This is a genomic window from Streptomyces sp. NPDC004284, from assembly GCF_042874035.1.
Lineage (GTDB): Bacteria > Actinomycetota > Actinomycetes > Streptomycetales > Streptomycetaceae > Streptomyces.
The window spans coordinates 506,788-533,268 of record NZ_JBIAMJ010000001.1 but is presented as its reverse complement, the minus strand read 5'-3'; the positions used below and the strand labels follow the sequence as shown (position 1 = coordinate 533,268).

The following is a 26,481-nucleotide window of genomic DNA, read 5'->3' as shown; positions in this document are numbered from 1 at the left end:
GTCCACGGTACCCGCCCGAACTGCCGGACGGGTACCTCCGGGGGTCCGCCACATGGCGCTCAGGTGCCCTGCGAGGATCCCAGCGTCAAGGTCTTTGTCAGCTCTTTGCCGTTCCGGGTCAGGGTGAGCTCCAGCTTGTCGCCGGGACGGTGGGCGCGGATCTTCACGATGAGCTCCTCGCCGTTGTGCACCCGCTGGCCGTCGACCCTGGTGATGACGTCCCCGGGCCGGAGCCCCGCCTTGGCGGCCGGGCCGCCGGGGGTGACGGAGGCGGAGCCGTCCTTGCCCTTCTCGCCGACGCGGGCGCCGTCGCCCTGGTACTGCATGTCGAGGCTCACACCGATGACGGGGTGGGTGGCCTTGCCGGTGTTGATGAGCTCCTCGGCGACGCGCTTGCCCTGGTTGATCGGGATGGCGAAGCCGAGGCCGATGGAGCCGGGCTGGCTCGCGCCGCCGCCCTCGCCCTCGCCGGAGCCGCCGGCGGCGCGGATCGCGCTGTTGATGCCGATGACCGCGGCCTTGGAGTCGAGCAGCGGGCCGCCGGAGTTGCCGGGGTTGATGGGGGCGTCGGTCTGGAGCGCGTCGACGTAGCTGATGTCGCTGCCGTCGCCCTTCTCGCCGCCGGCGGTGATCGGGCGCTCCTTGGCGCTGATGATCCCGGAGGTGACGGTGTTGGAGAGGTCGAAGGGGGCGCCGATGGCGACGACGGGGTCACCGACGCGGACGTTGTCGGAGTTCCCGAGCGGGAGCGGCTTGAGGCCGGAGACGCCGATGACCTGGACGACGGCCAGGTCGTAGCCGGTGTCCTTGCCGATGAGCTTGGCGCGGGCCGTCTCGCCGCTGGAGAAGGTCACCGAGATGTCCTCGGAGGACGCGGCCCCGTCGACGACGTGGTTGTTGGTGAGGATGTGGCCCTTGGTGTCCAGGACGAAGCCGGTGCCGGTGCCGGAGGAGCCGTTGCCCCTGACGTGCAGGGTGACGACGCCGGGCAGGGCGCTGGCGGCGATCCCGGCGACGCTGTCGGGGGCGCGGCCGGTGTCCCCGGCCTCGGCCTGCGGCAGGTCGACGGTGGTCAGTCCGCCGTTCCGCTCGACGTACGCGCCGATGCCGCCGCCGATGACGCCGGTGATCAGCGCGAAGACGAGCGCGCCCGCGACCGCGAGGCCCTTCCGCGACTTCTTGGCGGCCACCGACGGCACCCCGGCCTCGGCGACCCCCCAGGGGTCGTACTGCTCCCAGGGCGCGGTCCCGGCCCGGGGGTGCGCCTGCGGCTGCGGCTGCAGGGGCGCCTGCGGGTGCGGCTGGTGGTGGTGTGCCTGCGGCGGTACGGCGGCGGGCGGGCGCTGCACGGGCGGCGCGGGCGCCCACGGCCCCGGCTCACCGTAGGGCGGCGTCCGGTACTCGTCGGGGGCGTGCAGGGGCTGCTGCGCCGGGGGCACGGAGACGTGCTCGGCCACCGGTACGGGGGCGGGCGCGGGCACGGGCGTGGGCTCGGCCGCGGGCTTCGTCAGTTCGACGGCCGGCGCGGGCGCGGGCATGGGCTCCGCCGGGGGTACGGGCTCGGCCGCGGGCTTCGTCAGTTCGACGGCCGGCGCGGGCACGGGCGCGGCGGCCGGCGGCTCCGGTGCCGGCTCGGTGGCCTGGGGCTCCGGCGCCGGCTCGGTGGCCTGGGGCTCCGGCGCGGGTGCCGTTTCCGTCAGGTCGGTCCGCTGCGGGCCCGGGGAGGGCTGGGGTGCGGGCAGGGGGAAGTCGCCGTCGGCCTCGTCGGCCGACGGCGGCGTGGGTATGCGCGCCGCCTCCGGTGTGGTCGAAGGCCGGCTCCACCAGTTCGGCTTCCCGTTGTTCATGCTCTCCCCGCAACCGCTGACCCGTCCGCGCCCCTGGGTCGGGCGCCCGTGTCCCTGGATTCAACCAGGTCGCGGGTCAGCGGTGGGAGCCGAGCGGCGCGGTCGTCGGGCTCGCCATCGGGCCGGGCCCGGGGGCGAAGGCCAACTGGAGCGCCGGAGCCGTCGGACGTATGAACGGCGAGAGGGCCAGGAGCGACTGCGGGGCCGGGTCCCGGAGCCGTACGGCCACCAGCGGCGAGGCGGCGGAGCGCACCGCGTCCGGCGGGACCGCGCCCGACGGGGCCGTGCCCCGGGCCGTGGCCGCGACGGGTCCCTGCGGGACGGTGGCCGGGGTGACCGCGGCGAGCGGCTCGGCCTCGTCGACGGACTGGGCGCCCGAGCGCTCGCCGGAGCGCGTGCCGCGCCCGAACGTCGTGCCCGTGCCGGCGCCGGTCGCGGTGGTGCGCAGCGGGGTGATGGCGCTGCCGGTGCCCTGGCCGCCGCGCGCGCTCGCGGTCACCGAGGATTCGAGGGGCAGGGTGCCGCCGAGGGCGATCGCCGCGAACGAGACGGCGCCGGCCGCCGCGAAGGCGAAGCGCCGGCCGCGCCCGGGGAACCCGGAGCGGCGGTAGCCGACCTCGTGGATGCGGAAACCGGCCTCGGGGGTGCCGGGGTGCGGGGTGACGACGGCGGCGGTGGCGAAGCCGTCGGACTTCACTCCGCCCGCGCCGAGGAGCTCTTCGAGGGGGCCGCGCGGCCCGCCGGGTCCCCCCGGCTCGCCGGGGCCCCCGGGGAGACCCTGGAGCCGGGCGAGGAAGCCCTCGGAGGGCGGTGGCGGAGCCGTCGAGGCGAAGACGCTCTTCAGCGTGCGCTGGGCGTCGGCCTCGGCCTTGCAGCGGGCGCAGGTCGCGAGGTGGGCGAGGACCCGCTCGCGGGCGTCGTGGCCGAGTTCGCCGTCGACGAGTGCGGCCAGCCGGTCCCCGAGGTGGTGCTCCGCGGGGGTCGGTGACGTGGGACGTGTGCCGCTCACGCTGTCCCTGCCTCCCATCCGACGGAAGCCAGGGCACGCTCCGCCCGGGCCTCGGGCGAGCGGTGCTTGAGGGCCTTGCGCAGGTGGGAGCGACCGCGGTGGATGCGGCTGCGGACGGTGCCGAGCTTCACGCCGAGGGTCGCGGCGATCTCCTCGTACGAGAGTCCCTCGATGTCGCAGAGGACGACCGCGGCGCGGAACTCGGGCGCGAGGGTGTCGAGGGCCTGCTGCACGTCGGCGTCGAAGTGCGTGTCGTTGAATGCCTGCTGCGGCGAGGGCTCGCGGCTCGGGAGGCGCTCGGCCGCGTCGTCGGCGAGCGCGTCGAAGCGGATGCGCTGCTTGCGGCGGACCATGTCGAGGAAGAGGTTGGTGGTGATGCGGTGCAGCCAGCCCTCGAAGGTGCCCGGGGTGTACGTCGACAGCGAGCGGAAGACGCGGACGAAGACCTCCTGCGTCAGGTCCTCGGCGTCGTGCTGGTTGCCCGTCAGGCGGTAGGCCAGGCGGTAGACCCGGCCGCTGTGCGTGCTGACGATCTCCTCCCAGGTGGGAGGGGTCCACGCCTGCGATTCCGCATCCGATGCGAAGGTCGCGGTGGTGGGAGCGGAGTCGGCGGTGCGGAAACGGTCAGCTGTGTCGGTCACGGATTTCGGCTCACCCGCCGACCTGAGAAGACGCCGAAGCACTCCTCCCCGATCCACAGGCGCAGCCGCACCTCCCCTGTCGGCTCTGGTGGTGTCCAGTGGAGCCCCTACCATAGCCACCTCGCCCGTTAGCTCCGGATAAGAATCTTTACGCGAATTTGGAACCGGCTCGCCCGGCTGCCTCCTGCCGCGTCCTTCCCCTGGTGAACGCCCGGTCCCATCTGCGGGTTCCCGCTGACAGCGGATACAGTCACCGTTGCGTCAACTACGGGGACAGGAGAGGGCCATTACCGCCAACCGGCAGACGGGCTGGTCGTTCGCCGACGCCTACGTCGCCGAGGACGAAGCTCTGCGCTGGGCCCGGGAGCGGGCCCGGGAGGCAGGGCTGCCCTCGGTGTCGCCGGGCACCGGCGGGGCGCTGCGCCTGCTCGCCGCGACGGCGGACGCCAAGGCGGTGGCGGAGATCGGCACCGGCACGGGCGTGTCGGGGATCTATCTGCTGCTCGGGATGCGGCCCGACGGCGTCCTGACGACGGTGGACCTCCAGCCGGAGCGGCAGCAGCTCGCGAAGACGGCGTTCCGGGCGGCGGGCTTCGCCGGCAACCGGGCCCGTTTCATCCCCGGCCGCGCCCTGGACGTGCTGCCGCGGCTCGCGGACGGCGGGTACGACCTGGTGTTCTGCGACGGCGACCGGCTCGAGTACCTGGACTACCTCGCTGAATCGTTGCGCCTGCTGCGACCTGGGGGTCTCGTCTGCTTCGAGGGGGTCTTCGCGGACGGCCGCACGGTCGACGCGGGGGCCCAGCCGCCGGAGGTCCAGCGGGTCCGCGAGCTGCTGCGCGCGGTGCGGGAGAGCCAGGAGCTCCTCCCGTCGCTGCTGCCGGTGGGCGACGGTCTGCTCTGCGCGGTACGGCGCGGCTGACCGCCCCTCGGGCGCGCGGGGCCCTTCGGCCACTGCCCGGGCCCGGGCGCACGGGCCCCGGAGACACCGCTGCCCCGGGACGGCGGACCGTACCGGGGCAGGGATGAGAAATCGTGGAGAAGAGGGTCAGCCGACGACCTTCTTGAGGGCGTCGCCCAGTGCCTCGGCCTCGTCCGGGGTCAGCTCGACGACAAGCCGACCGCCGCCTTCGAGCGGAACGCGCATGACGATGCCCCGCCCCTCCTTGGTCACCTCGAGCGGGCCGTCACCCGTCCGCGGCTTCATGGCCGCCATGCTTGTTCCCCTTCCTGAAACCAGCTCATCGTCAGCCGGGCAGCTCCATAGGCGGAGCACGCGTCACCGGCTTCGAACACATTGCTTCCAGGTCATTATCCCGCATGGCAGGACCCGATGACCAACATCGATCGGCATCGCTTGCGCAACGCGCTCCCGCAAAACCCCACATTTCGGCGATCGGCCTGCGATACTTCGCCGCTCGACCTCGGACGAGCTCCTTCCCGTCTTTGACGCAGCTCACATGGGCGACACGGGTGATCTCCGCCATGCTGGGCAGGTCAACCACGCAATGAGGCGAAGGGATCCCGATGGCCGACACGGTGCTGTACGAGGTGAGCGACGGGCTCGCCACCATCACGCTCAACCGGCCCGAGGCGATGAACGCGATGAACATCGCGACGAAGGTCGCCCTCCGGGAGGCCGTGGAGACGGCCGCGGCCGACCCCGCCGTCCGGGCGGTGCTGCTGACGGCGGCCGGCGACCGGGCGTTCTGTGTGGGCCAGGACCTGAAGGAGCACATCGGGCTGCTCGCGGCGGACCAGGAGTCCGGCACGAGCGAGACCATGAACACGGTCCGTGACCACTACAACCCGATCGTGCGCGCCCTGACCGGCATGCGCAAGCCGGTCGTCGCGGGGGTGAACGGCGTCGCCGCCGGGGCCGGTTTCGGCTTCGCGCTCGCCGCGGACTACCGGGTGGTCGCGGACACGGCCTCCTTCAACACCGCCTTCGCGGGCGTCGCGCTCACCGCCGACTCGGGCGTGTCGTGGACGCTGCCGCGCCTCATCGGCGCGAGCCGGGCCTCCGACCTGCTGCTCTTCCCGCGCTCGATCGGCGCCCAGGAGGCGTACGAGCTCGGCATCGTGAACCGCCTGGTCCCGGCCGCCGACCTGGCCGCCGAGGCGGAGAAGGTGGCCCGCACCCTCGCGGCGGGCCCGACCGTGGCGTACGCGGCCCTGAAGGAGTCCCTCGCCTACGGCGCCGACCACTCCCTCACCGAGGCCCTCGGCAAGGAGGAGGAGCTCCAGACCCTCGCGGGCTCCTCGGAGGACCACACGATCGCGGTCCGCGCCTTCATCGCCAAGGAGAAGCCGCGGTACCTGGGCCGCTGAGGCCCGTCCGCCCGGGGTGCGCGGTCCGCTACCGCCCGCCCCGGGCCACGCAGCCCGCCAGGTGGTCGTCGACCAGGCCGCAGGCCTGCATCAGGGCGTAGGCCGTGGTGGGGCCGATGAAGCGGAGGCCGCGCTTCTTGAGGGCCTTGGAGAGGGCCGTCGACTCGTCGGTGACCGCCGGGACGTCGGCGATCGTGCGCGGCGGGGCGGGGCGGGTCGCCGGGTCGGGGGCGTGGGACCAGATCAGGGCGTCGAGCTCGCCTGGGGACCACTCGGCGAGCAGTTTCGCGTTGGCCATGGTCGCGTCGACCTTGGCGCGGTTGCGGATGATGCCCTCGTCGGCGAGGAGCCGCTCGCGGTCCGCCTCGGTGAAGCGGGCCACGTCGGCGATCCGGAAGCCGGAGAACGCCTTCCGGAAGCCCTCCCGGCGGCGCAGGATCGTGATCCACGACAGGCCCGACTGGAAGGCCTCCAGGCAGAGCCGCTCGAACAGCGCGTCGTCGCCGTGGACCGGGCGGCCCCACTCCTCGTCGTGGTACGCGACGTAGTCCTCGGTCGACAGGCCCCAGGGGCAGCGCAGCCGCCCGTCGGGGCCGGGGATCGCCTCGCCCGTCACTTCTCGCCGCCCTCCGTGCCGGCGTCGCCGCGGGGGTCCGCGCCCGCGAGCGCCTCCTCCAGCTCGGCGATGCGGGCGTCGCGCTCCGCGAGCTCGGCGCCGAGCCGTACGAGGACGTCGTCCACGTCGGCCATCCGGTAGCCGCGGGCGGTGACGGGGAGGCGGAGCGCCTCGACGTCGGCGCGGTCCACCGGACGGGCGGCCGGAAGCGGGTCGACGAGCTGCTCGGGCGCCACCTCGGGCAGCACCTCGCTGTCGCCGCCGCCGACCACGGCGAGGGTCACCGCGGCCACGACCACGACCATCGTGATGAGCAGAAACCAGAACACTGCGCGCCTCTCCCCGGAGTGGAAAACGTCCCGTGCCGATCGTGCCATGCGCCACTGACGGTTAGGGTCGCAGGCGAACGGACGCGAGGGAGGACAAAAGGGATGCTGCGCTTGGGACGGCGTGAATTCGGGCCGCACGAGCCGGTGATCATGGCGATCGTGAACCGGACCCCGGACTCCTTCTACGACCAGGGCGCGACCTTCCGCGACGAGCCGGCGCTCGCCCGGGTCGAGCAGGCCGTGGCGGAGGGGGCCGCGATCATCGACATCGGCGGGGTGAAGGCGGGCCCCGGCGAGGAGGTGACGGCCGAGGAGGAGGCGCGGCGCACGGTCGGCTTCGTCGCCGAGGTCCGCAGGCGCCACCCCGACGTGGTGATCAGCGTCGACACCTGGCGGGCGGACGTCGGCGAGGCGGTCTGCGAGGCCGGGGCGGACGTCCTGAACGACGCGTGGGGCGGGGTCGACCCGCGGCTCGCGGAGGTCGCCGCGAAGTACGGCGCGGGGCTCGTCTGCACGCACGCCGGCGGCGCGGAGCCGCGGACGCGGCCGCACCGGGTGGAGTACGAGGACGTGATGGCCGACATCCTGCGGGTCACGGTGGGGCTCGCGGAGCGGGCGGTCTCGCTCGGCGTGCGGCGGGACGGGATCATGATCGACCCCGGTCACGACTTCGGGAAGAACACGCGGCACAGCCTGGAGGCGACGCGGCGGCTCGGGGAGATGGCGTCCACGGGGTGGCCGGTGCTGGTGTCCCTGTCCAACAAGGACTTCGTGGGCGAGACGCTCGACCGGCCGGTCAAGGAGCGGGTCCTCGGGACCCTGGCCACGACGGCGGTGTCGGCGTGGCTGGGGGCGCAGGTGTACCGGGTGCACGAGGTCGCCGAGACCCGTCAGGTCCTGGACATGGTGGCGTCCATCGCGGGGCACCGTCCTCCGGCGGTCGCCCGGCGCGGGCTGGCGTAGCCGGGCGGGTGCGGGAAGGGGCGGGGCGGGCTGTTCCCCGCCCCGCCCCTTCCCTTGCCGACTGCGACATTTGCGGCTCCGCCGCGTGGGGGCTCCGCCCCTCAGACGCCGGACGGGCCGGACATGCCTACCGCCCGACCTCCTTCGTCACCAAGGCCACCGCCTCCTCCACGTCGTCCGTGACGTGGAAGAGGAGCAGGTCGCGTTCGCTCGCCTTGCCGCCGGCGACGACCGAGTCGCGGAGCCAGTCGACGAGGCCCTTCCAGTACGCGGTGCCGAAGAGCACGATCGGGAAGCGGGTGACCTTGCGGGTCTGGACCAGGGTGAGCGCCTCGAAGAGCTCGTCGAGGGTGCCGAGGCCGCCGGGGAGGACGACGAAGCCCTGCGCGTACTTCACGAACATCGTCTTGCGGACGAAGAAGTAGCGGAAGTTCACGCCGATGTCGACGTGCGGGTTGAGCCCCTGCTCGAAGGGGAGCTCGATGCCGAGGCCCACCGAGACGCCCTTGGCCTCCCTGGCCCCCTTGTTGGCCGCCTCCATGGCGCCCGGGCCGCCGCCCGTGATGACCGCGAAACCGGCCTCGACGAGCGCCCGGCCGATCCGTACGCCCGCCTCGTACTCCGGCGAGTCCGGCTTCGTGCGGGCCGAGCCGAAGACGCTGATCGCGCTCGGCAGTTCGGCGAGGGCGCCGAAGCCCTCGACGAACTCGGACTGGATGCGCATGACCCGCCAGGGGTCGGTGTGCACCCACTCCGAGTCGCCCTCGGTGTCGAGCAGCCGCTGGTCCGTGGTGCCCGGCTGGACCTGGTCCCTGCGCCTGAGCACCGGCCCCAGCCGCTGCTCCTCCGGCTTCGTCTCCCCTTCGGGGACACCCATGGCCTGCTCCCTCCGTCGAACCGACGATCTTCTGGTGGGTTCAGCGTAGGACCACGGAGGTGACGAAATCCGAAATTACGGGAGACGGGCGGTCAGCCAGTCGCGGAGCCGTGCCTCGCAGTGGTGGATCTTGTCGACGTGGATGTGCTCGTCGCGCTTGTGCGCGTACAGGGCGTCACCGGGGCCGTAGTTCACGGCGGGCACGCCGAGGGCGCTGAAGCGGGCGACGTCGGTCCAGCCGAACTTGGGCTGCGCGCTGCCGCCGACGGCCTTCATGAAGGCCTCGGCCGCGGGGTGGGAGAGGCCGGGCAGGGCGCCGGGGCTCTCGTCGTCGACGACGAACTCGGCGATGTCGATGCCCTCGAAGAACTCGCGGACGTACGCCAGGGCCTCGGCCGGGGAGCGGTCGGGGGCGTACCGGTAGTTGACGGTGACGGCGCAGGCGTCGGGGATGACGTTGGTGGCGACGCCGCCCTCGATCCGTACGGCGTTGAGGCCCTCGTGGTACTGGAGGCCGTCGATGACCGGCTTGCGCGGCTCGTAGGCGGCGAGGCGGTCGAGGATCGGGGCGGCGGTGTGGATGGCGTTGGAGCCCATCCACGCGCGCGCGGAGTGGGCGCGCTCGCCGGCGGTGTGCAGGATGACGCGCAGGGTGCCCTGGCAACCGCCCTCGACCTGGCCGTCGGAGGGCTCCAGGAGGACGGCGAAGTCGCCCGCGAGCCACTCCGGGCGGGCGTCGGCGATCTTGCCGAGGCCGTTGAGGTGGGCGGCGACCTCCTCGTTGTCGTAGAAGACGAAGGTGAGGTCGCGGTTGGGCTCGGGGACGGTGGCGGCGATGCGGAGCTGGACGGCGACGCCGGACTTCATGTCGGAGGTGCCGCAGCCCCAGAGGATGCCGTCCTCGTCGAGCCGCGAGGGCACGTTGTCGGCGATCGGCACGGTGTCGATGTGGCCGGCGAGGACGATCCGCTCGGCGCGGCCGAGGTTCGTCCGGGCGACGATGTTGTTGCCGAGGCGGTCGACGGTGAGGTGCGGCAGGGCGCGCAGGGCCGCCTCGATGGCGTCGGCGAGCGGCTGCTCGGTCCCACTGACGGAGCGGAAGTCGACGAGGGCGGCGGTGAGCGCGGCCCCGTCCAGGGAGAGGTCGACGGGGCCGTCGAGCGGGGTGATGTCTGCCATGTGCCGACCCTAACTCGGCCTCCAGTACGGTGGGCCCCGTGTCCGAGCCCACCCGCCCCCGCCGTCGCGGCCGCCTCGCCCGTTCCGCGGCCGCCTTCGCCGTGCTCGCCGGCCTCGTCGCGTACGTCGCCGTCCACCAGATGACGGGGAGCACGGGTGCGCCCAGATGCAGTGTGGGCAGCGGGGACAACCGCTACGAGTTCACTCCGGAGCAGGCGTCCAACGCGGCGACGATCTCGGCGGTGGGCACCACCCGGGGGCTGCCGGAGCGGGCCGTGACGATCGCGCTCGCGACCGCGCTCCAGGAGTCGGCGCTGCGGAACATCGAGCACGGCGACCGGGACTCGCTGGGGCTGTTCCAGCAGCGGCCCTCGCAGGGCTGGGGGACGCCGGAGCAGATCATGGACCCGGTGTACGCGGCGGGGAAGTTCTACGAGGGCCTGGAGAAGGTCCCGGGGTATTCGCGGATGCCGCTGACGGTGGCGGCGCAGAAGGTGCAGCGGAGCGGTTTCCCGCAGGCGTACGCGAAGCACGAGCCGGACGCCACGCTGCTGTCGGCGGCGCTGACGGGCCGGTCGCCGGCGGCGCTGACCTGTACGACGGCCGTGGCGAAGGGCCGGCCGGGCGATCCGGCGCAGGTGCGCGAGGAGCTGGTGCGGGCCTTCGGCGAGAAGGCGGCGCCGACGGCGGTGACGGGCGGTCCGAGCGCGGGCCGTTCGGCCGCCGAGCCGCCGGTGCTCGTGGTGCCGGTGCGGGCGGCGACGGGCGCGGGGAGCGCGCCGGGGGCCGGTTCGGACGAGCGGCGCGGCTGGGAGCTGGCGCAGTGGGCGGTGGCGCGGGCGGACACGCTGCGGATCACGGAGGTCTCGTTCGGGGACCGGGTGTGGCGCGCGGGCGAGGCCGACGGTGGCTGGTCGACGTCCTCGGGCGCGGCTGCCGGGGGCACGACCGGGGGCGTTGCCGGGGGCGGGGATTCCGTCCGGATGCGGCTCGCCCCGTAGCTTTCGGGGCTTCGGGAGGGCCGGGCACCCGTACGGTCCTTCACTCGGACGTGGCACGAGGCCGGTCCCGGCCGGAAGGAATTCGAGAGGCGTGCGGGCTGCGTTCCCCGTACGGCGCTTCTGCCCCTCGCTTCCCTTGCGCCACAAGGGAAGTGACGGTTCGGCAGGGCTCCACGCAATGACACGTTCGTCCGTTTTCCTCCCCACCCGACAATACGACGCATTGCCAACTCTTTGCCTTCGGTCGCCGCAACCTCCCCCGCCCCAGGGCCGGTTGTCACCGCGTAATCGTCCTCTTCGTCGAAGGAGCACCATGTCCCTCCCCCTGACCCGTCGGATCGCCCGCGCCGCCCTCCTGCTCGCGGCCGGAGCAGCCCCCGTGGTCGGTGCGGCCGGCTCCGCGAGCGCCCTCGACCAGGGCCTCGCGCCGACCGGCGCCCTCGGCGGCGTGACCGCCCTGGACGCCGCCGGCGCGGGGAGCGCCGTCGACAGCGCCTCGCAGACCGCGACCGGTGTGGTCGGCGAGACCGGCAGCAAGGCCGTCGGCACCGCCGTCCCGGCCGCCGGCAAGACCGTCGGCACGGCCGGCAAGACCGCCACCCCCGCCGCGCAGCAGGTCGTCGGCAAGACGGCCGGCAGCACGGGCGAGGTCCTCGGCCAGACCGCCGGCGCCGCCGCCGAGAGCGCCGAGGCCCCCACCGGCGGCGCCCTGGGCGGCGGCCTGGGCGGCCTGCCGACCGGCCAGACCCTGGGCGGCCTGCCCCTCGGCGGCTGACCCGCACCACGACGCACGGAGGGCCCGGGGAGCACCTGCTCCCCGGGCCCTCCGGCGTACGCGCGTCAGCCCGGGCGCGCGACCGCCGCCCCGACCGGCTCGCGCGTCAGCCCAGGCGCTTGACCGCGGCCTCGACCCGCTCGTCCGTCGCCGTGAACGCGACGCGCACGAACCGGTCCCCGGCCTCGCCGTAGAAGTCGCCGGGCGCCACCAGGATGCCCTTCTCCGCCAGGTACGCCACGGTGTCCCAGCACGGCTCGTCCCGGGTCGCCCACAGGTACAGGCTGGCCTCGCTGTGCTCGATCCGGAAGCCGTGCGCCTCCAGGGCCGCCCGCAGCGCCGCCCGGCGGGCCGCGTACCGCTCCCGCTGCTCGGCCACGTGCGCGTCGTCGCCGAGCGCCGCGACCGTCGCCGCCTGCACCGGGGCCGCGGTCATCATGCCGCCGTGCTTGCGGATCTGGAGCAGCTCGCCCAGGACGGCCGCGTCGCCCGCGATGAACGCGGCCCGGTAGCCCGCCAGGTTGGAGCGCTTGGACAGCGAGTGGACCGCGACGATCCCCTCGTACGAGCCGCCGCAGACGTCCGGGTGCAGGACGGAGACCGGGTCGGCCTCCCAGCCCAGCTCCAGGTAGCACTCGTCGGAGAAGACGAGGATGCCGTGCTCGCGCGCCCAGGCCACGATCCGGGTCAGCTCGTCCTTGGCGAGGACCTTGCCGGTCGGGTTGGACGGGGAGTTGAGCCACAGCAGCTTGACCGCGGCCGGGTCCAGGTCGGCCACCGGGTCGTCGTAGACGACGGGCGTCGCGCCGCAGAGCCGCGCCCCGACCTCGTACGTCGGGTACGCGAGCCGCGGGTAGGCGACCGCGTCGCCCGCGCCGAGCCCCAGCTGCGTCGGCAGCCAGGCCACCAGCTCCTTGGAGCCGACCACCGGCAGCACGTTCTCATGGGCGAAGTCCACCGCGCCCAGGCGCCGCTCGCACCAGCCGGTGAGCGCGTCCCGCAGCTCCTCCGTCCCCCACACCGTGGGATAGCCCGGCGAGTCCGCGGCCGCGACCAGGGCCTCCTGGATCAGCGCGGGGACCGGGTCCACGGGCGTGCCGACGGAGAGGTCCACGATCCCGTCCGGGTGCGCCACGGCCGTCTTCTTGTACGGCTCCAGCTTGTCCCAGGGGAAGACGGGCAGGCGCGAAGAGACTGCGCTCACGGGTTGGCTCACTTCCTCGTACGTACGGAAACGCTTCGGTCCCGTACAGCGGCGGGGCCGTACGGGACCGAGGGCGGATGAATCAGCCGTTCTGCGGCGGCAGGGCGGCGATGAAGGGGTGGTCGCGCTCGATCTCGCCGAGCTTGGAGGCACCACCGGGCGAACCGAGCTCGTCGAAGAACTCGACGTTCGCCTTGTAGTAGTCCTTCCACTCCTCCGGGGTGTCGTCCTCGTAGAAGATCGCCTCGACCGGGCAGACCGGCTCACAGGCCCCACAGTCGACGCATTCGTCCGGGTGGATGTACAAGGACCGCTTGCCCTCGTAGATGCAGTCGACGGGGCACTCCTCGATGCACGCCTTGTCCTTGACGTCGACACAAGGCTGCGCGATGACGTAGGTCACGCTGTCGTTCCTCCTCGATAGGGCTGGTCTGCGCGGGAGCGCGGCGTCGTCGATGCCCGCACCTAGTATCTCCGTTCTTGGGGGCGATCCGAACAGGAGGGGCGGAGAAGCTGTGGAAATCATCGGCGGAGGGCGCCTTGAGGTGCGAATTACCAGCGCTGACGTGGGAAAACGTGTCTCCGTTCGGTACGTGACGGACTCGGCGGAACCGGGCGAGAAGTTCTCCGACGCGGTCGGAGTTCTCACATCATGGGATGCCGGTGTGCTGCTGATCACACGAAAGAGCGGCGAGAGCGTCCGGATCGCGGAATCCGCGCTCGCCGCGGGGAAGGTCGTCCCGGCCGCCCCGGCCCGCCGTCGCGGCCCCTCGGCCACCTTCCCGGAGCTCGCCCGCGCCACCGCGCGCGCGTGGCAGCCGGTGGAGAGCGAGGCCCTCGGCGAGTGGACGCTGCGGGCCGCGTTCTACGAGGTGCCGCCCGAAGGGCGCCCTGGAGGGGCGGTGGTCGGGCGACGGGTGGGCTTCACCCGGCGCGCCAACTCCGTCCTGCCGCTCGGTGATCCGGGGATGCCCGTCGCCGAGGCCCTGACGCACGTGCGCGCGTGGTACGCGGCCCGGGGGCTCCCCGCGTACGTCCAGACCGCCACCGGCGCCGAGGGCACCCAGGAGCTGCTGTGCGCCGCCCTCGACCGGCACGGCTGGCGGCGCGAGGTCTCCGCCGAGCTGCGGATCGCGGCCCTCGCCCCGATCGGCGACCTGGACGCCGACGTCTCCGCCGTACGCCTCTCCCGGACGGCCGACGAGGCCTGGCTGCGCCGCTACCAGCGCTTCTCCGGCGACGAGGAGGCGAGCCCGGCCGTCCGGTCCGTCCTCGCCTCCGGCCCGAGTGTGTGGTTCGCGTCCGTCGCGGGCACGGGAGGGGTACCGGCGGCGATCGGACGCTGTGTGGTCGACGGCCGCTGGGCCGGCTTCATGGCGGTCGAGGTGGACCCCGGGCAGCGGCGCCGGGGCCTGGCGACGTCCGTCATGACGGCGCTCGCCCGGCAGGCGCTCGACGAGGGCGCGTCGGCGGCCTGGCTCCAGGTGGAGACGGACAACGACGGCGCGCGGGCGCTGTACGACGGCATGGGCTTCGCGCCCCACCACCACTACCACCACTACCGATGGGCGGAGGCGTGACGGAGGACGTACCACCACGGGACGGGGACGACTGGCGGCGGGAGTTCGCCGAGGAGGCCCGGACCGAGCAGCCCGACCTCGCCCGGCTCTGCCTGCTGATCGGCGCGGTCGCCGACCCCGCCGTCACCCGGCGCGACCTCGACGAGGCCGAGATCGAACTCGACCGCCTCGCCGGGCTCGTCCCGTACGCCACCCGGATCACCGGCGACTGGGCCGGCGAGCTCGCCGCGCTCCTCGGCCGCCACGAGGGCTTCGAGGGCGTGCCCGCCGACTACCAGCGCCTGGAGTCCTCGCTCCTGCACGAGGTGCTCCGGCGCCGCCGGGGCCTGCCCATCCTGCTCTCCGTCGTCTGGATGGAGGTCGCCCGCCGGGCCGGCGCCCCCGTGTACGGGCTCGGGCTGCCCGGCCACTTCGTCGTCGGCTTCGGCGACCCGGCCGATCTGGACCTCGCCGACCCGTTCGCCGGCGGACGGGCCATGACGGGCACGGACGCCGAGCTCCTGGTGGCGAGCGCGACGGGCGAGGCGCTCGACCGCTCGATGCTCCGGCCGGCCGAGCCGGGCGCGATCGTCCTGCGGATCCTCAACAACATCCGCGCCTGGGCGGCCTCCCGCCCCGAGCGCTCCGACGTGGCCCTGTGGGCGGTGGAGCTCGCCCTGCTGCTCCCCTCCCACCCGGCGAGGCTCCGCTACGAGCGGGCCGAGCTGCTCGTCCAGCGCGGGGAGTTCCTGACGGGCGCGGTCGAGATGGAGGCGTACGCGCAGGTCATGGACGCGGTGGACCCGGAGTCGGCGACGACGATCCGGCGGCGGGCGCAAGCGGCGAGGGCGCTGCTCAACTAGCCGGGCCCCGCTCCCGCGTTGCGCACGCCGCGTACCCACTAGTATCCCTTCCGCGTTCACGGGGGAAGGGGACGAGATGCAGCCGTGCGGGCCGAACGACCCCGGGCAGGTGGGGCCGTTCCGGGTGATCGGGGTGCTCGGGCAGGGCGGGATGGGCCGGGTGCTGCTCGGCGCGGCGGCGAACGGGCAGCTCGTCGCCGTCAAGCAGATCCACGCCGACCTGGCCGACGACGAGGGCTTCCGGGCCCGGTTCCGGCGCGAGGTCGACGCCTCCCGCCGGGTCTCCGGCGCCTACACGGCCCCGGTGGTCGACGCCGACGCGGACGCGCCGGAGCCCTGGCTCGCCTCCCTGTTCCTGGAGGGCCCCACGCTGAGCGAGGCCGTCGCCGGGGGCGCCCTGCCCGAGGAGGCGGTACGGCACCTGGCGGCGGGCCTCGCGCAGGCGCTCGCCGACATCCACCGGGTGGGCCTCGTCCACCGGGACCTCAAGCCCTCGAACATCGTGCTCACGGCGGACGGCGTCCGGGTGATCGACTTCGGCATCGCGCGGGCCGGGGACCAGCTGACGAAGCTGACGCACACGGGCGCGCTCGTCGGCTCCCCCGCGTTCATGGCGCCCGAGCAGATCCGGGGCGAGACCCCGGGGCCCGCCGCCGACGTCTTCGCGCTCGGCTCGACCCTGGCCGTGGCCTGCACGGGGAGGGCGCCGTTCCACGGCGACTCGGTCCCCGCGCTCCTGTACGCCGTCGCCCACGAGGCACCCGACCTCGCCGCCGTACCGCCCGGCCTGCGGGGACTCATCGGCGCCTGCCTCGGCCCGGACCCCGGCCTGCGGCCCTCGCCCCGGGACCTCCTCGCCCTGATCGGCCCGGTGGCGCCGTCGGCGCGGCCCTGGCCGGAGGGGGTGCACCGGCTGATCGGGGAGCGTCGTGCGGAGACCGAGCGCCTCATGGGCTCCCTCGGGGCGGCGTGGACGGCGCCGCCGCCCGCGCCGGCCGGAGCGCCCGCCCCCGGCGGTCCGGTCACCGAGCCCGCCGTCCGGTGGCCGCGGGACCGGCGGCGCGGGCGGTGGATCGCGGCCGGCGTCACGGCCGGGGTCCTCGCCGTCGCCGGTGCGGTGCTCGCGACGACGGGCCTGCCGGGGAAGGTGCGCGACATGGTCGCGGACGAGCCCGTTCCGACCCCCGGGAACGTGCCGCTGGACAAGGTGGCCGACGCGTACACGGGCGTCGTCCCCTCCTGCCGGGAGGTGGACCCGCGGCTGAAGGTGCCCACCGGTTTCGCCCAGCAGATCGCGCAGGACGGCGGGCCGCCCCGGACCGACCCGAACGGCGGCCAGCTGACGAACCAGTGCGTCTGGAACAGCCGCTCCGGCGACGAGATCACCGTCATCTGGGACCTGTACCGGTCGAAGAGCGGCGGCCCCACCGGTGCCGAACAGGCGAAGAAGCAGCACGAGGGCATGTACATCCGGGGCGCCACCCGCCGGGTCTTCACGCTCGGCTTCGCGGAGGAGGCGCTCTGGTACGAGCCCGACGGCAACCGCTGCGTGCTGTACTCCCGGGACGTGAACCTGGACCTGTTCGTCCTGGTCAGGGGCCCCCGCTACCCCGTCGGCCGCTGCGAGTCCCTGACCGAGTCCACCACCCGGCAGGCCATCGGACTGATCACGAAGAAGACGAAGAAGGCGGCGACCCCGTGACCCGGCCCCTGGGCCCCTCCGACCCGCGCGAGGCCGGCCCGTACCGGCTCCTCGCCGAACTCGGCCGCGGCGGCATGGGGCGCGTCTACCTCGGCGCCGGGCCCGACGGGCGGCTCGCCGCCGTGAAGCAGGTGCACGCCCGGCTCGCCGCCGACGAGGGCTTCCGGGCCCGGTTCCGGCGCGAGGTCGAGGCCTCGCGGAAGGTGTCCGGGGCCTGCACGGCGGCCGTGCTCGCCGCCGACGCCGACGCGCCGTCGCCCTGGCTCGCGTCCGTCTTCGTCGCCGGTCCCTCCCTCGGCGCGGCCGTCGAGCGGTCCGGCACCCTGCCCGCCGAGACCGTGCGGCGGCTCGCCGTGCAGCTGGCGACGGCCCTCGACGAGATCCACCGGGCGGGGCTCATCCACCGCGACCTGAAGCCGGAGAACGTCCTGCTGTCGGAGGACGGCGCCCGCGTCATCGACTTCGGCATCGCGCGCGCGGCCGGAACCGGGGGCGACCTCACCGGCCTCACGCAGACCGGTCTGGTCGTCGGCTCGCCGGCCTTCATGTCGCCCGAGCAGGCCGAGGGGAAGGAACTCACGCCGGCGAGCGACGTGTTCTCGCTGGGCTCGGTCCTGGCCCTCGCGTCGACCGGTACGAGCCCGTTCGCGGGCCCCTCGACGCTCCAGGCGCTGTACAACGTCGTCCACACCGAACCCGCCCTCGACGCCGTACCGGACGAACTGCGCGGCCTGGTCTCCTGGTGCCTCGCCAAGGACCCCTCGGCCCGCCCGACCCCCGCGCAGCTCCTCGGAGCGCTCGGCCCGACGGCCCCGGCCGCCCGGCAGTGGCCGCCCGCCGTCCACGCGCTCATCGCCGGGCAGCGACAGGCCGTCGAGGTGCTCCTCCACCCCGTCGAGGACCCCGAGCGCACGGTGGTCGCCCCGCCCGCCGTCGCCGCCCCGACGGCCGTGGCCACACGGCCCGTCGCCGCCGCCCCGACGGCCGTCGTCACCCAGGTCGACGCGCCCGCCCGCCGCCGGCGGCGGGGCCCGGTCGCCGTCGCCGCCGCCGTCGCCCTCTGCGTCCTCGGCGCGGGCGCCTGGTGGGTCCTGCGGGACGGTGCGGAACCCGGACCGCCCGACCTGTACGTGACGATGCCGGTCTGCGCGGAAGCGGCCGGCCGGCTGCCGCTGCCGGCGGCGGAGCGGCAGACCAGCCGGGACTCCTACACCGAGAACACGGACCACGCCGAGACCACCTGCTTCTGGGTCGGCAAGGACGAGCCCCAGGAGGACGGCTGGAACTACTACGCCCACGCGGTGGTCGGCTGGGACCTGCGCCGCAGCGTCGACACCGCCGAGAACGGCACCGAGTCCCAGAAGGACGAGTTCGCGGACACCGCGAAGGGCTCCCGCCCGGCGACCGGCATCGCCTTCGCCGACGAGGCGTTCTGGAGCGCCCCCACCGACGACCACACCACCTGCACCCTGTACGTACGCAAGGGAAACCTGGTGGTGGACGTGTCCCTGGGCGGCCCACAGCACCCGGCCGCCACCTGCGAACAGGAGGCGACGCGGATCTCCGGGGCGGCGGTCGAGGCGATGCCCAGCACCTGATCCGCATCAACTCCCCCTGGAAGGCGTGGACTTGGCGTCCACGGGGGAGGGTGACGGGTATGGATCTGTCTCTTGGGACAGTCGTGGTGATCGGCCTGCTCTGCTGGGCGGTCCGCGGCCTGTTCGTCTGGCTCCGCGGCGTCGCGCACCGGTTCCGGCTGCCGCGCCCCTCGCTCGCCCCGGGCCGGCTGGAGATGTGCCAGGGGCAGGCGTTCCGCGAGGTCTGCCGGCGGGCCAGGAACCCGGGCACGCGCGTGGTGATGACGTCCTACTTCGCCGAGCAGGGGTGGAACCGGGCGGACGCCATGCTCATCCTGGCCGAGCCGCTCAAGCACGGACTGCTCAAGGTCAGCGGCTGGCGGTTCGGCCGGTACGGCGTGACGCGCAAGGGCTGGACCGAGTACGAGACCAAGTTCATCTGGACAGGAGGCGAAGGCGTGAACATCTCCGCCGCATCGGGCGGCTTCCTCGTGGCGAACGTGAACAGCCCCCAGGCGGTGGCCCACGGCGGCCACGGCAACCGGGCGAACGCCCCCGACGTCCCCCACCAGCGGCTCATCGACGCCCTCCGTACGGACGCGGCGGCCGCGCCGTCCGACGAGGCCGTACGGGCCCGGGAGTACGCCGACGACCTGGACTCGGCCGTGGAGGCGCAGGACGCCGACAGGACGGCCCGCGTCCTCGGACGGATCAACGCCCTCCTGACCACCGCCACGGCCGCCTTCACCCTGACCCGCGAGCTGCTGCCGCCGGGCTCGTAGGACGTACGCGAGAGCCCCCGCCCCGGGTGGGGACGGGGGCTCTCGCGGCGGGGTGGGGGCCGTCAGCCCTGGCCGCTGAGGTCGATCGTCTTCGTGCGCTCCGCGAGCGTCTTGCCCATCAGGGCGTCGCGCATCGCGAAGGCCACGTCGTCGGCGGAGACCTGGTGCTTGCTGCCGTCGCCCTTGGTGATCATGACGCCGTTGAAGGTCCCGTCGAGGAGCCGCTCGATCGCCTTCTTGTCGTAGACCTCGACCAGCCGGCCGTCGACGGCCTTCATGGAGAGGATCTGCGGCAGCGACCGCGCCGGGCCGAAGTCGATGTGCCTGCCGCCCGCCTGGATCCGGATCAGGCCGGACATGGCGGGCTTCGCGAACTCCTTCATCGCCCGGTCCAGCTCGGCCTTGGTGACCGTCGGCCGGACGGTGGTGACCGGCAGCTGGACCAGCTTGCCCTGGCCCGTCTCGACCTGGGCGCGGTAGGCGTCCTGCACGGAGATCATCGAGCGCTGGACGTCCAGGCCCTGTCCGGGCTTGCCCTCGACCGCGGTGACCTTGTTCGGGGCGAACAGGATCGTGCCCTCGGTCGCCGACGCCGACGAGCCGGCCAGGTCGGTCAGGGCGACGGCGAGCTTCTCCTTGTCGACCGGGAAGACCGGCCTGGCGACCCGCTCGCCGCCGAAGAGGGAGCCGATGACCGACACCGGGTTGTAGTCGCTGCCCGCGGCGGCGCGGACGGTCTCCTGGCTGTCGAGCGCCAGGCCCGCCTTGTCCGGGGCCAGCTGGACCTTCTTGTCGCCGACGCCGAGCTGGAGCGGAGCGGTGGCCCGCTTGCCGAACGCCGCGTCCAGCTTGCTGACGGCCTCCTCCTTCGTGCCGCCGCCGATGTCCACCCCGAGCACCGTGGTGCCCTTGGGGACGTCGGAGTGGTTGAGGAGGAGTCCGGCGCCGTAGGCGACGCCGGCGAGGCCGATGACTCCGACGGCGGCGAGGACCAGCTTGGAGCGGCCCTTCTTCGCCGGGGCCCGGTCGGCCGCCGGTGCCGGGCGCGGCGCCGGCGCGGGGGCCTGGGACGCGCGCTCCTCGATGCGCGGGGTCAGGTCCGGGCGGGCCGCCTTCGGCGGGACCACGGGGATTCCGCTGGTGAGCGTGTCCCCGGAGATGTGGGCGCCGTTGTCGGCCGCCGCGCCCGGTCCGGGCTTCGGAGCGGGCTGCTGCGGCGTCAGGATCGCCGTGTCGTCCGACATGCGGGGCGCGCCGCCGGCGGCGACGCCGGCGAACGGGGAGCCCGCGCCCTGGCCGCCGCCGAAGGGGCCGGGGGCGGTCGCGGTGGCACCGCCGAGGGAGGCGGTGCCGGTGACCGGGCCCGTGGTGGGTCCGGTCGGCGCCGCCGGGCCGCCCGGGCGGCCCGGACCGCGGTACGCGGGCGTGCCGGCGGCCGGGGTGCCGGTGTACATCGGGGTGCCCGCGGCGGGCGTGCCGTCGTGCATGGGGGTGCCGCCGGCGGGGGTCCCGTCGTACATCGGGGTGCCGGCGGCGGGGGTGCCGTCGTACATCGGCGTGCCCGCGGCGGGGGTCCCGTCGTACATCGGCGTGCCGCCCGCGGGCGTGCCGTCGTACATCGGCGTGCCGCTCTCGTACAGCGGGTTCCCCGGCGGCGTCGGGGCCGCAGCGGTGACCGGGCGGCTCGACGGGGTGGTGCCGACCGTCGGGACGCCCGAGGTCGCCGAGCCCGCGAAGCCCGTGCCCTGGGTGTCCGGTCCGGCCGGAGCGGGCTTGGCGGGCGCGGGGGCCGGCGCGGGCGCGGGGGCCGGGCTGGGGGCCGCCGCCTTGCGGGGGGCGAACCAGTCGCTCGTCTCCTTCGCCTTCGGCGGCTCCGGAGCGGCGGCCACCGGCTCCGGGGCCACGGCCACCGGCTCGGGTTCCGGCTCCACGACGGGAGCGGGCTCCGGCTCGGGGTCCGGGGCGGACGCCTCGTTGACCGTCTTGCGGACCACGACCGGCGGAATCGGACGCGAACCCGGGATGTTGATCCGGATCCGGGTCGTCAGCGTGGTCTCGGTCTTGGGCTCCTCCGGCAGTGCGGGCGCGGCGGTGTCCTCCGGCGCGTCCTGCGTGGGGTGGAGCGACGGATACTGGCGGGATCCGTACGGCGGGGTACCCGAGGGGTAGGCGGCTCCACCGCGCCCCTGGGCGCCGGAGGACGGACTGTCAGTCTCTCGACCAGTTTCACGACTCAAAGCAGGATCTCCCGGTTGGCTCCACCGCCCGCTCTTGCTGATGCTCGTGTTGACCCGGGCGGTTCGGCGGCGCGCACCACCATACTGAACGCCGACGGCTCATACCCGACCCCCGGGCCACTGACGACGGGCAATCCGGCCGAAGTCGGGACGTCCCCGTTCTCAAGTCGTGCTGTTCACGGGGTCGGTCGCGGCAGCCGGGACAGCGTGGTGCACATCACAGCGATCGCCATGCCCCCGAAGAGGAAGACCAGCTCGCCGACGCCTCCGCCGAACACCCCGTCGCCCTCGGGGCGTCCGAGGCTGAGCAGGATGACGGCGAGGAGCCAGCCGCCGCCGGCGGCGACGACGCCGATCTGGGTGCCGGTGGCGCGCAGCCCTCCGTAGAGGAGGCCCGCGGTGGCGAGGAGCGCGAGGAGCAGGCCGCCGGGGAACCAGGCGGCCTGGACGAGGGACCCGGCGATGCCGACGAGGGCGCCGAGGACGAACAGGGCGCCGTACCAGGCGTACCGGGCGCCCTGGGGCACCGGAGCGTCGCTCATGCCGTCACCCCCGCGAAGAGGTCCGTCTCGCGCTCGCCGGCCGGGGCGCCGGAGGTGCCCTGGACGAGTTCGTAGTACTCGGTGGTGAAGATCGGCTGGCCGAGGTCGTTGGAGAGGGCGAAGAAGGGACCGTCGACGGCGACTTGGGTGGCGTGCGCGGCCATCGCGGCGCTCTTGCGGGCCGTGTACGCGGGGTCGGCGGCGATCTCGGTGGTGATCCGGTCCTCGTCGACGACGCCGGGGACGTCGTCGATCGCGGCGACGGCCGGGAAGGCGGAGCCCTCGGCGTGGAGCCGGGCGAAGGCGGCCTCGGCGACGGGGCGCGGGACGCGGTTCCAGTAGATCTTGGCGATCGTGTGGGCCGGGCCGAGGTCGGGGCGGTACGAGGCGTCCGCCGCGAGTTCGGCGGCGCGGGTGGCGACCCGGTGGGCCTGGATGTGGTCGGGGTGGCCGTAGCCGCCGTCGGGGTCGTAGGTGATCAGGACCTGCGGGCGGGTCTCGCGGATCACCTCGACCAGGTAGGGCGCGGCCGTGTCGACGTCGGTGTTCCAGAAGGCGTTGGCGCGCTCGTTCTGCTCGACGCCCATCATTCCGGAGTCGCGGAAGCGCCCGGGGCCGCCGAGGAAGCGGTGGTCGGTGACGCCCAGCTCGGTCATCGCGGCGGCGAGTTCGCCGACGCGGTGCGGGCCGAGCCGGTCCTCCCGGTCGGGGGCCAGGTGGGCGAGGTCGGGCGGGATGACCTCGCCCTCCTCGCCGAGCGTGCAGGTGACCAGGGTGACGAGGGCGCCCTCGGCCGCGTACCTGGCCATGGTGGCGCCGTTGTTGATCGACTCGTCGTCCGGGTGCGCGTGCACGAGCAGCAGACGGCGGGCGGGGAGATCGGACATGCCCCCACCCTACGAGGTCGGGCGGGGAGCGGTGTCAGAACTTGAGGCCGCCGATCATGCCCGCCACGTTCGTGGTGAGGGTGCTGATGGACGGCGCGATGGACGAGCTCGCCAGGTAGAAGCCCAGGAGCGCGCAGACCGCCGCATGTCCAGCCTTCAGCCCGGATTTCCGGATCAGCAGGAAGACGACGATCGCCAGCAGCACCACCACGGAGATCGAGAGTGCCACGGCGGTTCACCTCCACCTTCGGTCGGATATTCGAGCGGTTCGGTCGGTCAGCATGTGCCAGAGGGCATGCCGGTCCTATGCATACCCACCTAGCGCTACGGATCATAACTATCCGTGCGGCCGCATCGATCGGCGGACGGAGGCACGAGGGGGGCGCACAGCGCTAGTTTCAGCCGCATGACCTTGTCTTCGCAGCAGTCGGCCACACCCTCGGCCGGGCTCTCCTTCCCCCGTCAGCACGCCCGGACCCAGCGGTTCACCCTGGGGGTCCCGCGTGGTTTCTCGGTCTCCCCGGACGGGGAACGCGTGGTGTTCGTCAGATCCGGTTCGGGGACGGACCGTTCGCACCGGCTCTGGGTGCTCGACCTTCCCCGGGACGGCGAGCCCGGGGAGCGGCCGGTCGCCGACCCGGTGGCGCTGCTCGCGGGCGCGGAGGAGGAGTTGTCGCCGCAGGAGCGGGCGCGCCGGGAGCGGAGCCGGGAGGGCTCGGCCGGGATCGTGGCGTACGCGGTGGACGCGGCCGTGGAATCGGCGGCGTTCGCGCTGTCGGGGCGGCTGTTCACGGCGGACCTACGGGCCGGGACGGCGCGGGAGCTGACGGTGCCGGGGCCGGTGATCGACCCCCGCCCCTCGCCGGACGGGCGGTGCGTGGCGTACGTGGCGGAGGGCGCCCTGCGGGTGGTGGGCGCGGACGGCGCGGACGACCGCGCGCTGGCCGTCCCGGAGGACGAGCATGTCTCCTACGGATTGGCCGAATTCATCGCCTCGGAGGAGATGAGCCGGGAGCGCGGATACTGGTGGTCGCCCGCCTCGGACCGGCTCCTCGTGGCGCGGGCGGACGACCGGGCGGTGACGCGCTGGTGGATCGCGGACCCGGCGCACCCGGAGCGGGAGCCGCAGCGGGTGGGGTACCCGGCGGCGGGCACGGCCAACGCGGAGGTGCGGCTGTTCTGCCTCGGCCTCGACGGGTCCCGTACGGAGGTGGTGTGGGACCGGGAGCGGTATCCGTACCTGGCCCGCGTGCACTGGTCGGCGGCCGGGGCGCCGCTGCTGCTCGTGCAGGCGCGGGACCAGCGGGAGCAGCTGGTCCTGACGGCGGACCCGGAGTCGGGGAGGACCGCGACCGTACGGACGGAGACGGACCCGGCCTGGCTGGAGCTGCACCGGGGGGTGCCGGCCTGGGGGCCGGACGGCGGGCTCGTACGGATCACGGACGAGAGCGGGGCGCGGGCCCTCGCCGTCGGGGAGGAGGCGTGGACGGATGCGGAGCTGCACGTCCGGGCGGTCCTCGACATCGGGGCGGACGACGTCCTGGTGTCGGCCTCGGCGGGCGAGGCGGCGGCGGAGCCGGAGACCGGCGAGATCCATGTGTACCGGGTGACCGGACAGGGCGGCGCGGAGCGGCTGACGGAGGGTGCCGGCGTGCACGGCGCGGCCCGCTCGGGGGCGGTGACCGTCCTGGTGTCGGCGCGGCCGGAGGAGCCCGGGAGCGTGGCGCGGGTGCTGCGGGACGGCGAACAGGTCGCGGTGGTGGCCTCGTACGCCCAGCGGCCGGTGATCTCCGCGCGCGTGCGCCTGACGGAGGCGGGGGCCCGGCGCATCCCGTGCGCGGTGCTGCTGCCCTCGGGGTACGCGGAGGGGGACGGGCCGCTGCCGGTCCTGATGGATCCGTACGGCGGTCCGCACGGGCAGCGGGTGCTCGCCGCGCACAATCCGCACCTGACCTCGCAGTGGTTCGCCGACCAGGGCTTCGCGGTGGTCGTGGCGGACGGCCGGGGCATGCCGGGCCGCTCCCCCGCCTGGGAGAAGTCGGTCCTGCGGGACCTCACGCCGACGCTCGACGACCAGGTGGAGGCGCTCCGGGCGCTCGCCGGGAGCTTCCCGCTCGACCTGGACCGGGTCGCGGTCCGCGGCTGGTCGTACGGCGGCTATCTGGCGGCCCGGGCGGTGCTCCAGCGGCCCGACGTCTTCCACGCGGCCGTGGTCGGGGCGCCGGTGACGGACTGGCGGCTGTACGACACGCACTACACGGAGCGGTACCTCGGCACCCCGCAGGACGATCCCGAGGTGTACGCGGCGCAGTCGCTGCTGACCGACGACGGCCTGTCGGCGCCGGAGGAGCCGGCCCGGCCGATGATGGTCGTGCACGGCCTCGCGGACGACAACGTGGTGGTGGGGCACGCGCTGCGGCTCTCGTCCGCGCTGCTCGCGGCGGGCCGGCCGCACGAGGTGCTGCCGCTGTCCGGGGTGACGCACATGACGCCGCAGGAGCAGGTGGCGGAGAACCTGCTCCTGCTCCAGGTGGACTTCCTGAAGCGGTCGCTCGGCCTGACCGGGTGAGTCACCAGCCGGGCGGTGTCGGGTGGGGCGGGGCCGGCACCCGGACCGGCGGGGGCGGTCCGGGCGCGGCGGCGGGGGCGCCGCGCCCGGCGAGGAGCACGAGCACCGCGACGCCGGCGAGCAGTTCGAAGACGGAGGTGAGGACGTCCGCCGCGTCCGTGGCGGCGAGGTCGCCGAGGTGGGTGAGGGCCTCGTACCGGACGGCGCGGGCGACCCCGCCGAGGCCGCCCGCCGTCAGGAGCAGGGCGGCGAGGAGCCCGAAGGCCCGGCTGTGGCGGGCCCGCGCGAAGCAGGAGACGGCGGCCGTGCCGTACAGCCCGAGGACCGTCACCGAGAGCCAGCCGGGCGGGGGCGCGAGGAGGGGTTTGACGACGGAGCGGCCGCGGGTGAACCGATCGACGGTGAGTTCCAGGGGCAGTTCTCCGGCCCAGTACAGCTCCCACAGGGTCACGACGAGCGCGGCGGCCACGAGGAGGAGCCCGGCGGCGACGGCGGGGCCGGTGCGGGGGCGGGTGGGCTCCTGCTCGTACGGGGCGGCCGCCGGGCGGCGGCCGACGGCGGCGGTGAGGACGAGTCCGGCGCCGAGGGCCAGCCCGAGGAGGGCGGTGACGAGGGCGCCGCTCCCGGGCGCCCAGAGCCCGGGGAGGCGCAGGGCGAGGGTGACCACGCCGGCGGCGGCGAGCGCGGAGGCCGCGTGCCGTGAGCGGAGCGCGGCGACGGCGCCGGCGGCGTACACGGCGAGGAGGACGGGGTCGATCAGGGAGGTGGTGGACCGCCCCCGGATCAGGAAGTGGTGGTCCCCGGCCCAGTACCACGCGAGGTCGGCCGGCGAGCCGAGCGCGGCGAGGTCCTGGAGGATCCACACGGCGGCGATGAGGGCGAGCGCGGCGCAGAGCGCGGCGCCGGTGAGACGTGCCGGTCGTGTCACAGTCACGGCCCCGATACTCACGGTCGCGACGCGGCGAAACAAGCCGTTCCACATGAACGGGCC

26 protein-coding genes are annotated in these 26,481 nt (G+C 74.4%); 11 read left to right on the top strand and 15 right to left on the bottom strand.

Translation table 11 applies throughout. From position 1 onward, the window contains the following. Window positions 1-59 precede the first annotated feature (59 nt). The 3 genes from ACFYUS_RS02490 to sigE all read right to left on the bottom strand — a co-directional run bounded on the left by ACFYUS_RS02490 (window position 60) and on the right by sigE (window position 3,611). Entirely contained in the window at window positions 60-1,847 is a 1,788-nt protein-coding gene (locus ACFYUS_RS02490; RefSeq protein ID WP_388844735.1) for a trypsin-like peptidase domain-containing protein, read from the bottom strand. Between the two features lie 76 nt (window positions 1,848-1,923). Continuing rightward, a complete protein-coding gene (locus tag ACFYUS_RS02485; protein ID WP_388844733.1) occupies window positions 1,924-2,856 on the bottom strand; it encodes an anti-sigma factor family protein in 933 nt (310 codons plus the stop codon). Beyond that, a complete protein-coding gene (sigE, locus tag ACFYUS_RS02480) occupies window positions 2,853-3,611 on the bottom strand; it encodes an RNA polymerase sigma factor SigE (protein WP_121833368.1) in 759 nt (252 codons plus the stop codon). Before sigE ends, ACFYUS_RS02485 begins: the two co-directional genes overlap by 4 nt. 142 nt (window positions 3,612-3,753) lie before the next feature. On the opposite strand from sigE, the gene ACFYUS_RS02475 reads away from it, so the two are divergent. After that, complete coding sequence (locus ACFYUS_RS02475; protein WP_388844731.1) at window positions 3,754-4,419, top strand: O-methyltransferase; 666 nt, start codon at window positions 3,754-3,756, stop codon at window positions 4,417-4,419. A gap of 126 nt (window positions 4,420-4,545) precedes the next feature. Here ACFYUS_RS02475 and ACFYUS_RS02470 read toward each other — a convergent pair whose 3' ends face one another. Beyond that, a complete protein-coding gene (locus ACFYUS_RS02470; protein ID WP_009997451.1) occupies window positions 4,546-4,713 on the bottom strand; it encodes a DUF3117 domain-containing protein in 168 nt (55 codons plus the stop codon). A 311-nt stretch (window positions 4,714-5,024) separates the two neighbouring features. On the opposite strand from ACFYUS_RS02470, the gene ACFYUS_RS02465 reads away from it, so the two are divergent. Next, on the top strand, window positions 5,025-5,828 hold the full coding sequence (locus ACFYUS_RS02465; protein WP_388844729.1) for an enoyl-CoA hydratase/isomerase family protein: 804 nt from the start codon (window positions 5,025-5,027) through the stop codon (window positions 5,826-5,828). 28 nt (window positions 5,829-5,856) lie between these two features. Here ACFYUS_RS02465 and ACFYUS_RS02460 read toward each other — a convergent pair whose 3' ends face one another. Then, window positions 5,857-6,444 carry a DNA-3-methyladenine glycosylase I gene (locus ACFYUS_RS02460; RefSeq protein WP_388844727.1) on the bottom strand — a complete coding sequence of 196 codons (588 nt, stop codon included), beginning with the start codon at window positions 6,442-6,444 and terminating at the stop codon, window positions 5,857-5,859. Continuing rightward, on the bottom strand, window positions 6,441-6,773 hold the full coding sequence (locus ACFYUS_RS02455; RefSeq protein ID WP_388844725.1) for a hypothetical protein: 333 nt from the start codon (window positions 6,771-6,773) through the stop codon (window positions 6,441-6,443). Before ACFYUS_RS02455 ends, ACFYUS_RS02460 begins: the two co-directional genes overlap by 4 nt. A 102-nt stretch (window positions 6,774-6,875) precedes the next feature. On the opposite strand from ACFYUS_RS02455, the gene folP reads away from it, so the two are divergent. Continuing rightward, window positions 6,876-7,736: a dihydropteroate synthase gene (folP, locus tag ACFYUS_RS02450; RefSeq protein WP_388844723.1), complete on the top strand. Its 861-nt coding sequence runs from the start codon at window positions 6,876-6,878 to the stop codon at window positions 7,734-7,736. Between the two features lie 127 nt (window positions 7,737-7,863). Here the strand turns inward: folP and ACFYUS_RS02445 are convergent, their stop codons facing one another. Together ACFYUS_RS02445 and dapE are read right to left on the bottom strand one after the other, a co-directional pair. Further along, window positions 7,864-8,613: a TIGR00730 family Rossman fold protein gene (locus ACFYUS_RS02445; protein ID WP_388844722.1), complete on the bottom strand. Its 750-nt coding sequence runs from the start codon at window positions 8,611-8,613 to the stop codon at window positions 7,864-7,866. 75 nt (window positions 8,614-8,688) lie between these two features. Continuing rightward, window positions 8,689-9,792: a succinyl-diaminopimelate desuccinylase gene (gene dapE, locus ACFYUS_RS02440; RefSeq protein ID WP_388844721.1), complete on the bottom strand. Its 1,104-nt coding sequence runs from the start codon at window positions 9,790-9,792 to the stop codon at window positions 8,689-8,691. Window positions 9,793-9,821: 29 nt separating this feature from the next. On the opposite strand from dapE, the gene ACFYUS_RS02435 reads away from it, so the two are divergent. Together ACFYUS_RS02435 and ACFYUS_RS02430 are read left to right on the top strand one after the other, a co-directional pair. Continuing rightward, window positions 9,822-10,793, top strand: coding sequence for a hypothetical protein (locus ACFYUS_RS02435; protein WP_388844719.1), 972 nt, complete (start codon window positions 9,822-9,824; stop codon window positions 10,791-10,793). 313 nt (window positions 10,794-11,106) lie between these two features. Continuing rightward, window positions 11,107-11,568, top strand: coding sequence for an ATP-binding protein (locus ACFYUS_RS02430; RefSeq protein WP_388844718.1), 462 nt, complete (start codon window positions 11,107-11,109; stop codon window positions 11,566-11,568). A 106-nt stretch (window positions 11,569-11,674) separates the two neighbouring features. Here the strand turns inward: ACFYUS_RS02430 and ACFYUS_RS02425 are convergent, their stop codons facing one another. After that, the gene (locus ACFYUS_RS02425) at window positions 11,675-12,772 is read right to left on the bottom strand and encodes a bifunctional succinyldiaminopimelate transaminase/glutamate-prephenate aminotransferase (protein WP_388844716.1); all 1,098 of its coding nucleotides are present in this window, start codon (window positions 12,770-12,772) and stop codon (window positions 11,675-11,677) included. A gap of 82 nt (window positions 12,773-12,854) precedes the next feature. Further along, entirely contained in the window at window positions 12,855-13,175 is a 321-nt protein-coding gene (fdxA, locus tag ACFYUS_RS02420) for a ferredoxin (protein WP_015035968.1), read from the bottom strand. 112 nt (window positions 13,176-13,287) lie between these two features. On the opposite strand from fdxA, the gene ACFYUS_RS02415 reads away from it, so the two are divergent. The 5 genes from ACFYUS_RS02415 to ACFYUS_RS02395 all read left to right on the top strand — a co-directional run bounded on the left by ACFYUS_RS02415 (window position 13,288) and on the right by ACFYUS_RS02395 (window position 19,255). Beyond that, entirely contained in the window at window positions 13,288-14,352 is a 1,065-nt protein-coding gene (locus ACFYUS_RS02415) for a GNAT family N-acetyltransferase (protein WP_388844713.1), read from the top strand. Beyond that, entirely contained in the window at window positions 14,337-15,194 is an 858-nt protein-coding gene (locus ACFYUS_RS02410; RefSeq protein WP_388844711.1) for a tetratricopeptide repeat protein, read from the top strand. Before ACFYUS_RS02415 ends, ACFYUS_RS02410 begins: the two co-directional genes overlap by 16 nt. Before the next feature lie 76 nt (window positions 15,195-15,270). Then, window positions 15,271-16,896, top strand: a complete 1,626-nt coding sequence (locus tag ACFYUS_RS02405) for a serine/threonine-protein kinase (protein ID WP_388844709.1) — start codon at window positions 15,271-15,273, stop codon at window positions 16,894-16,896. Further along, a complete protein-coding gene (locus tag ACFYUS_RS02400; RefSeq protein ID WP_388844707.1) occupies window positions 16,893-18,494 on the top strand; it encodes a serine/threonine-protein kinase in 1,602 nt (533 codons plus the stop codon). The genes ACFYUS_RS02405 and ACFYUS_RS02400 overlap by 4 nt, the downstream gene beginning before the upstream one ends. 59 nt (window positions 18,495-18,553) lie before the next feature. After that, entirely contained in the window at window positions 18,554-19,255 is a 702-nt protein-coding gene (locus ACFYUS_RS02395; RefSeq protein ID WP_388844705.1) for a hypothetical protein, read from the top strand. Window positions 19,256-19,317: 62 nt separating this feature from the next. Here the strand turns inward: ACFYUS_RS02395 and ACFYUS_RS02390 are convergent, their stop codons facing one another. From ACFYUS_RS02390 to ACFYUS_RS02375, 4 genes are all read right to left on the bottom strand, one after another. Continuing rightward, on the bottom strand, window positions 19,318-21,492 hold the full coding sequence (locus ACFYUS_RS02390) for a hypothetical protein (protein WP_388844704.1): 2,175 nt from the start codon (window positions 21,490-21,492) through the stop codon (window positions 19,318-19,320). Between the two features lie 176 nt (window positions 21,493-21,668). Further along, window positions 21,669-22,034 carry a DUF6113 family protein gene (locus ACFYUS_RS02385; RefSeq protein WP_388844702.1) on the bottom strand — a complete coding sequence of 122 codons (366 nt, stop codon included), beginning with the start codon at window positions 22,032-22,034 and terminating at the stop codon, window positions 21,669-21,671. Further along, window positions 22,031-22,921, bottom strand: coding sequence for an N-acetyl-1-D-myo-inositol-2-amino-2-deoxy-alpha-D-glucopyranoside deacetylase (gene mshB / locus ACFYUS_RS02380; protein WP_388844700.1), 891 nt, complete (start codon window positions 22,919-22,921; stop codon window positions 22,031-22,033). Before mshB ends, ACFYUS_RS02385 begins: the two co-directional genes overlap by 4 nt. A 34-nt stretch (window positions 22,922-22,955) precedes the next feature. Then, the gene (locus ACFYUS_RS02375) at window positions 22,956-23,150 is read right to left on the bottom strand and encodes a hypothetical protein (RefSeq protein WP_015035959.1); all 195 of its coding nucleotides are present in this window, start codon (window positions 23,148-23,150) and stop codon (window positions 22,956-22,958) included. A 177-nt stretch (window positions 23,151-23,327) separates the two neighbouring features. Between ACFYUS_RS02375 and ACFYUS_RS02370 the strand changes: the two genes are divergently transcribed. Beyond that, window positions 23,328-25,490, top strand: coding sequence for a prolyl oligopeptidase family serine peptidase (locus tag ACFYUS_RS02370; protein WP_388844697.1), 2,163 nt, complete (start codon window positions 23,328-23,330; stop codon window positions 25,488-25,490). Between the two features lies 1 nt (window position 25,491). Here the strand turns inward: ACFYUS_RS02370 and ACFYUS_RS02365 are convergent, their stop codons facing one another. Further along, window positions 25,492-26,424 (bottom strand): hypothetical protein, encoded by a 933-nt coding sequence (locus tag ACFYUS_RS02365; RefSeq protein ID WP_388844695.1) that lies wholly within the window; start codon window positions 26,422-26,424, stop codon window positions 25,492-25,494. Window positions 26,425-26,481 lie beyond the last annotated feature (57 nt).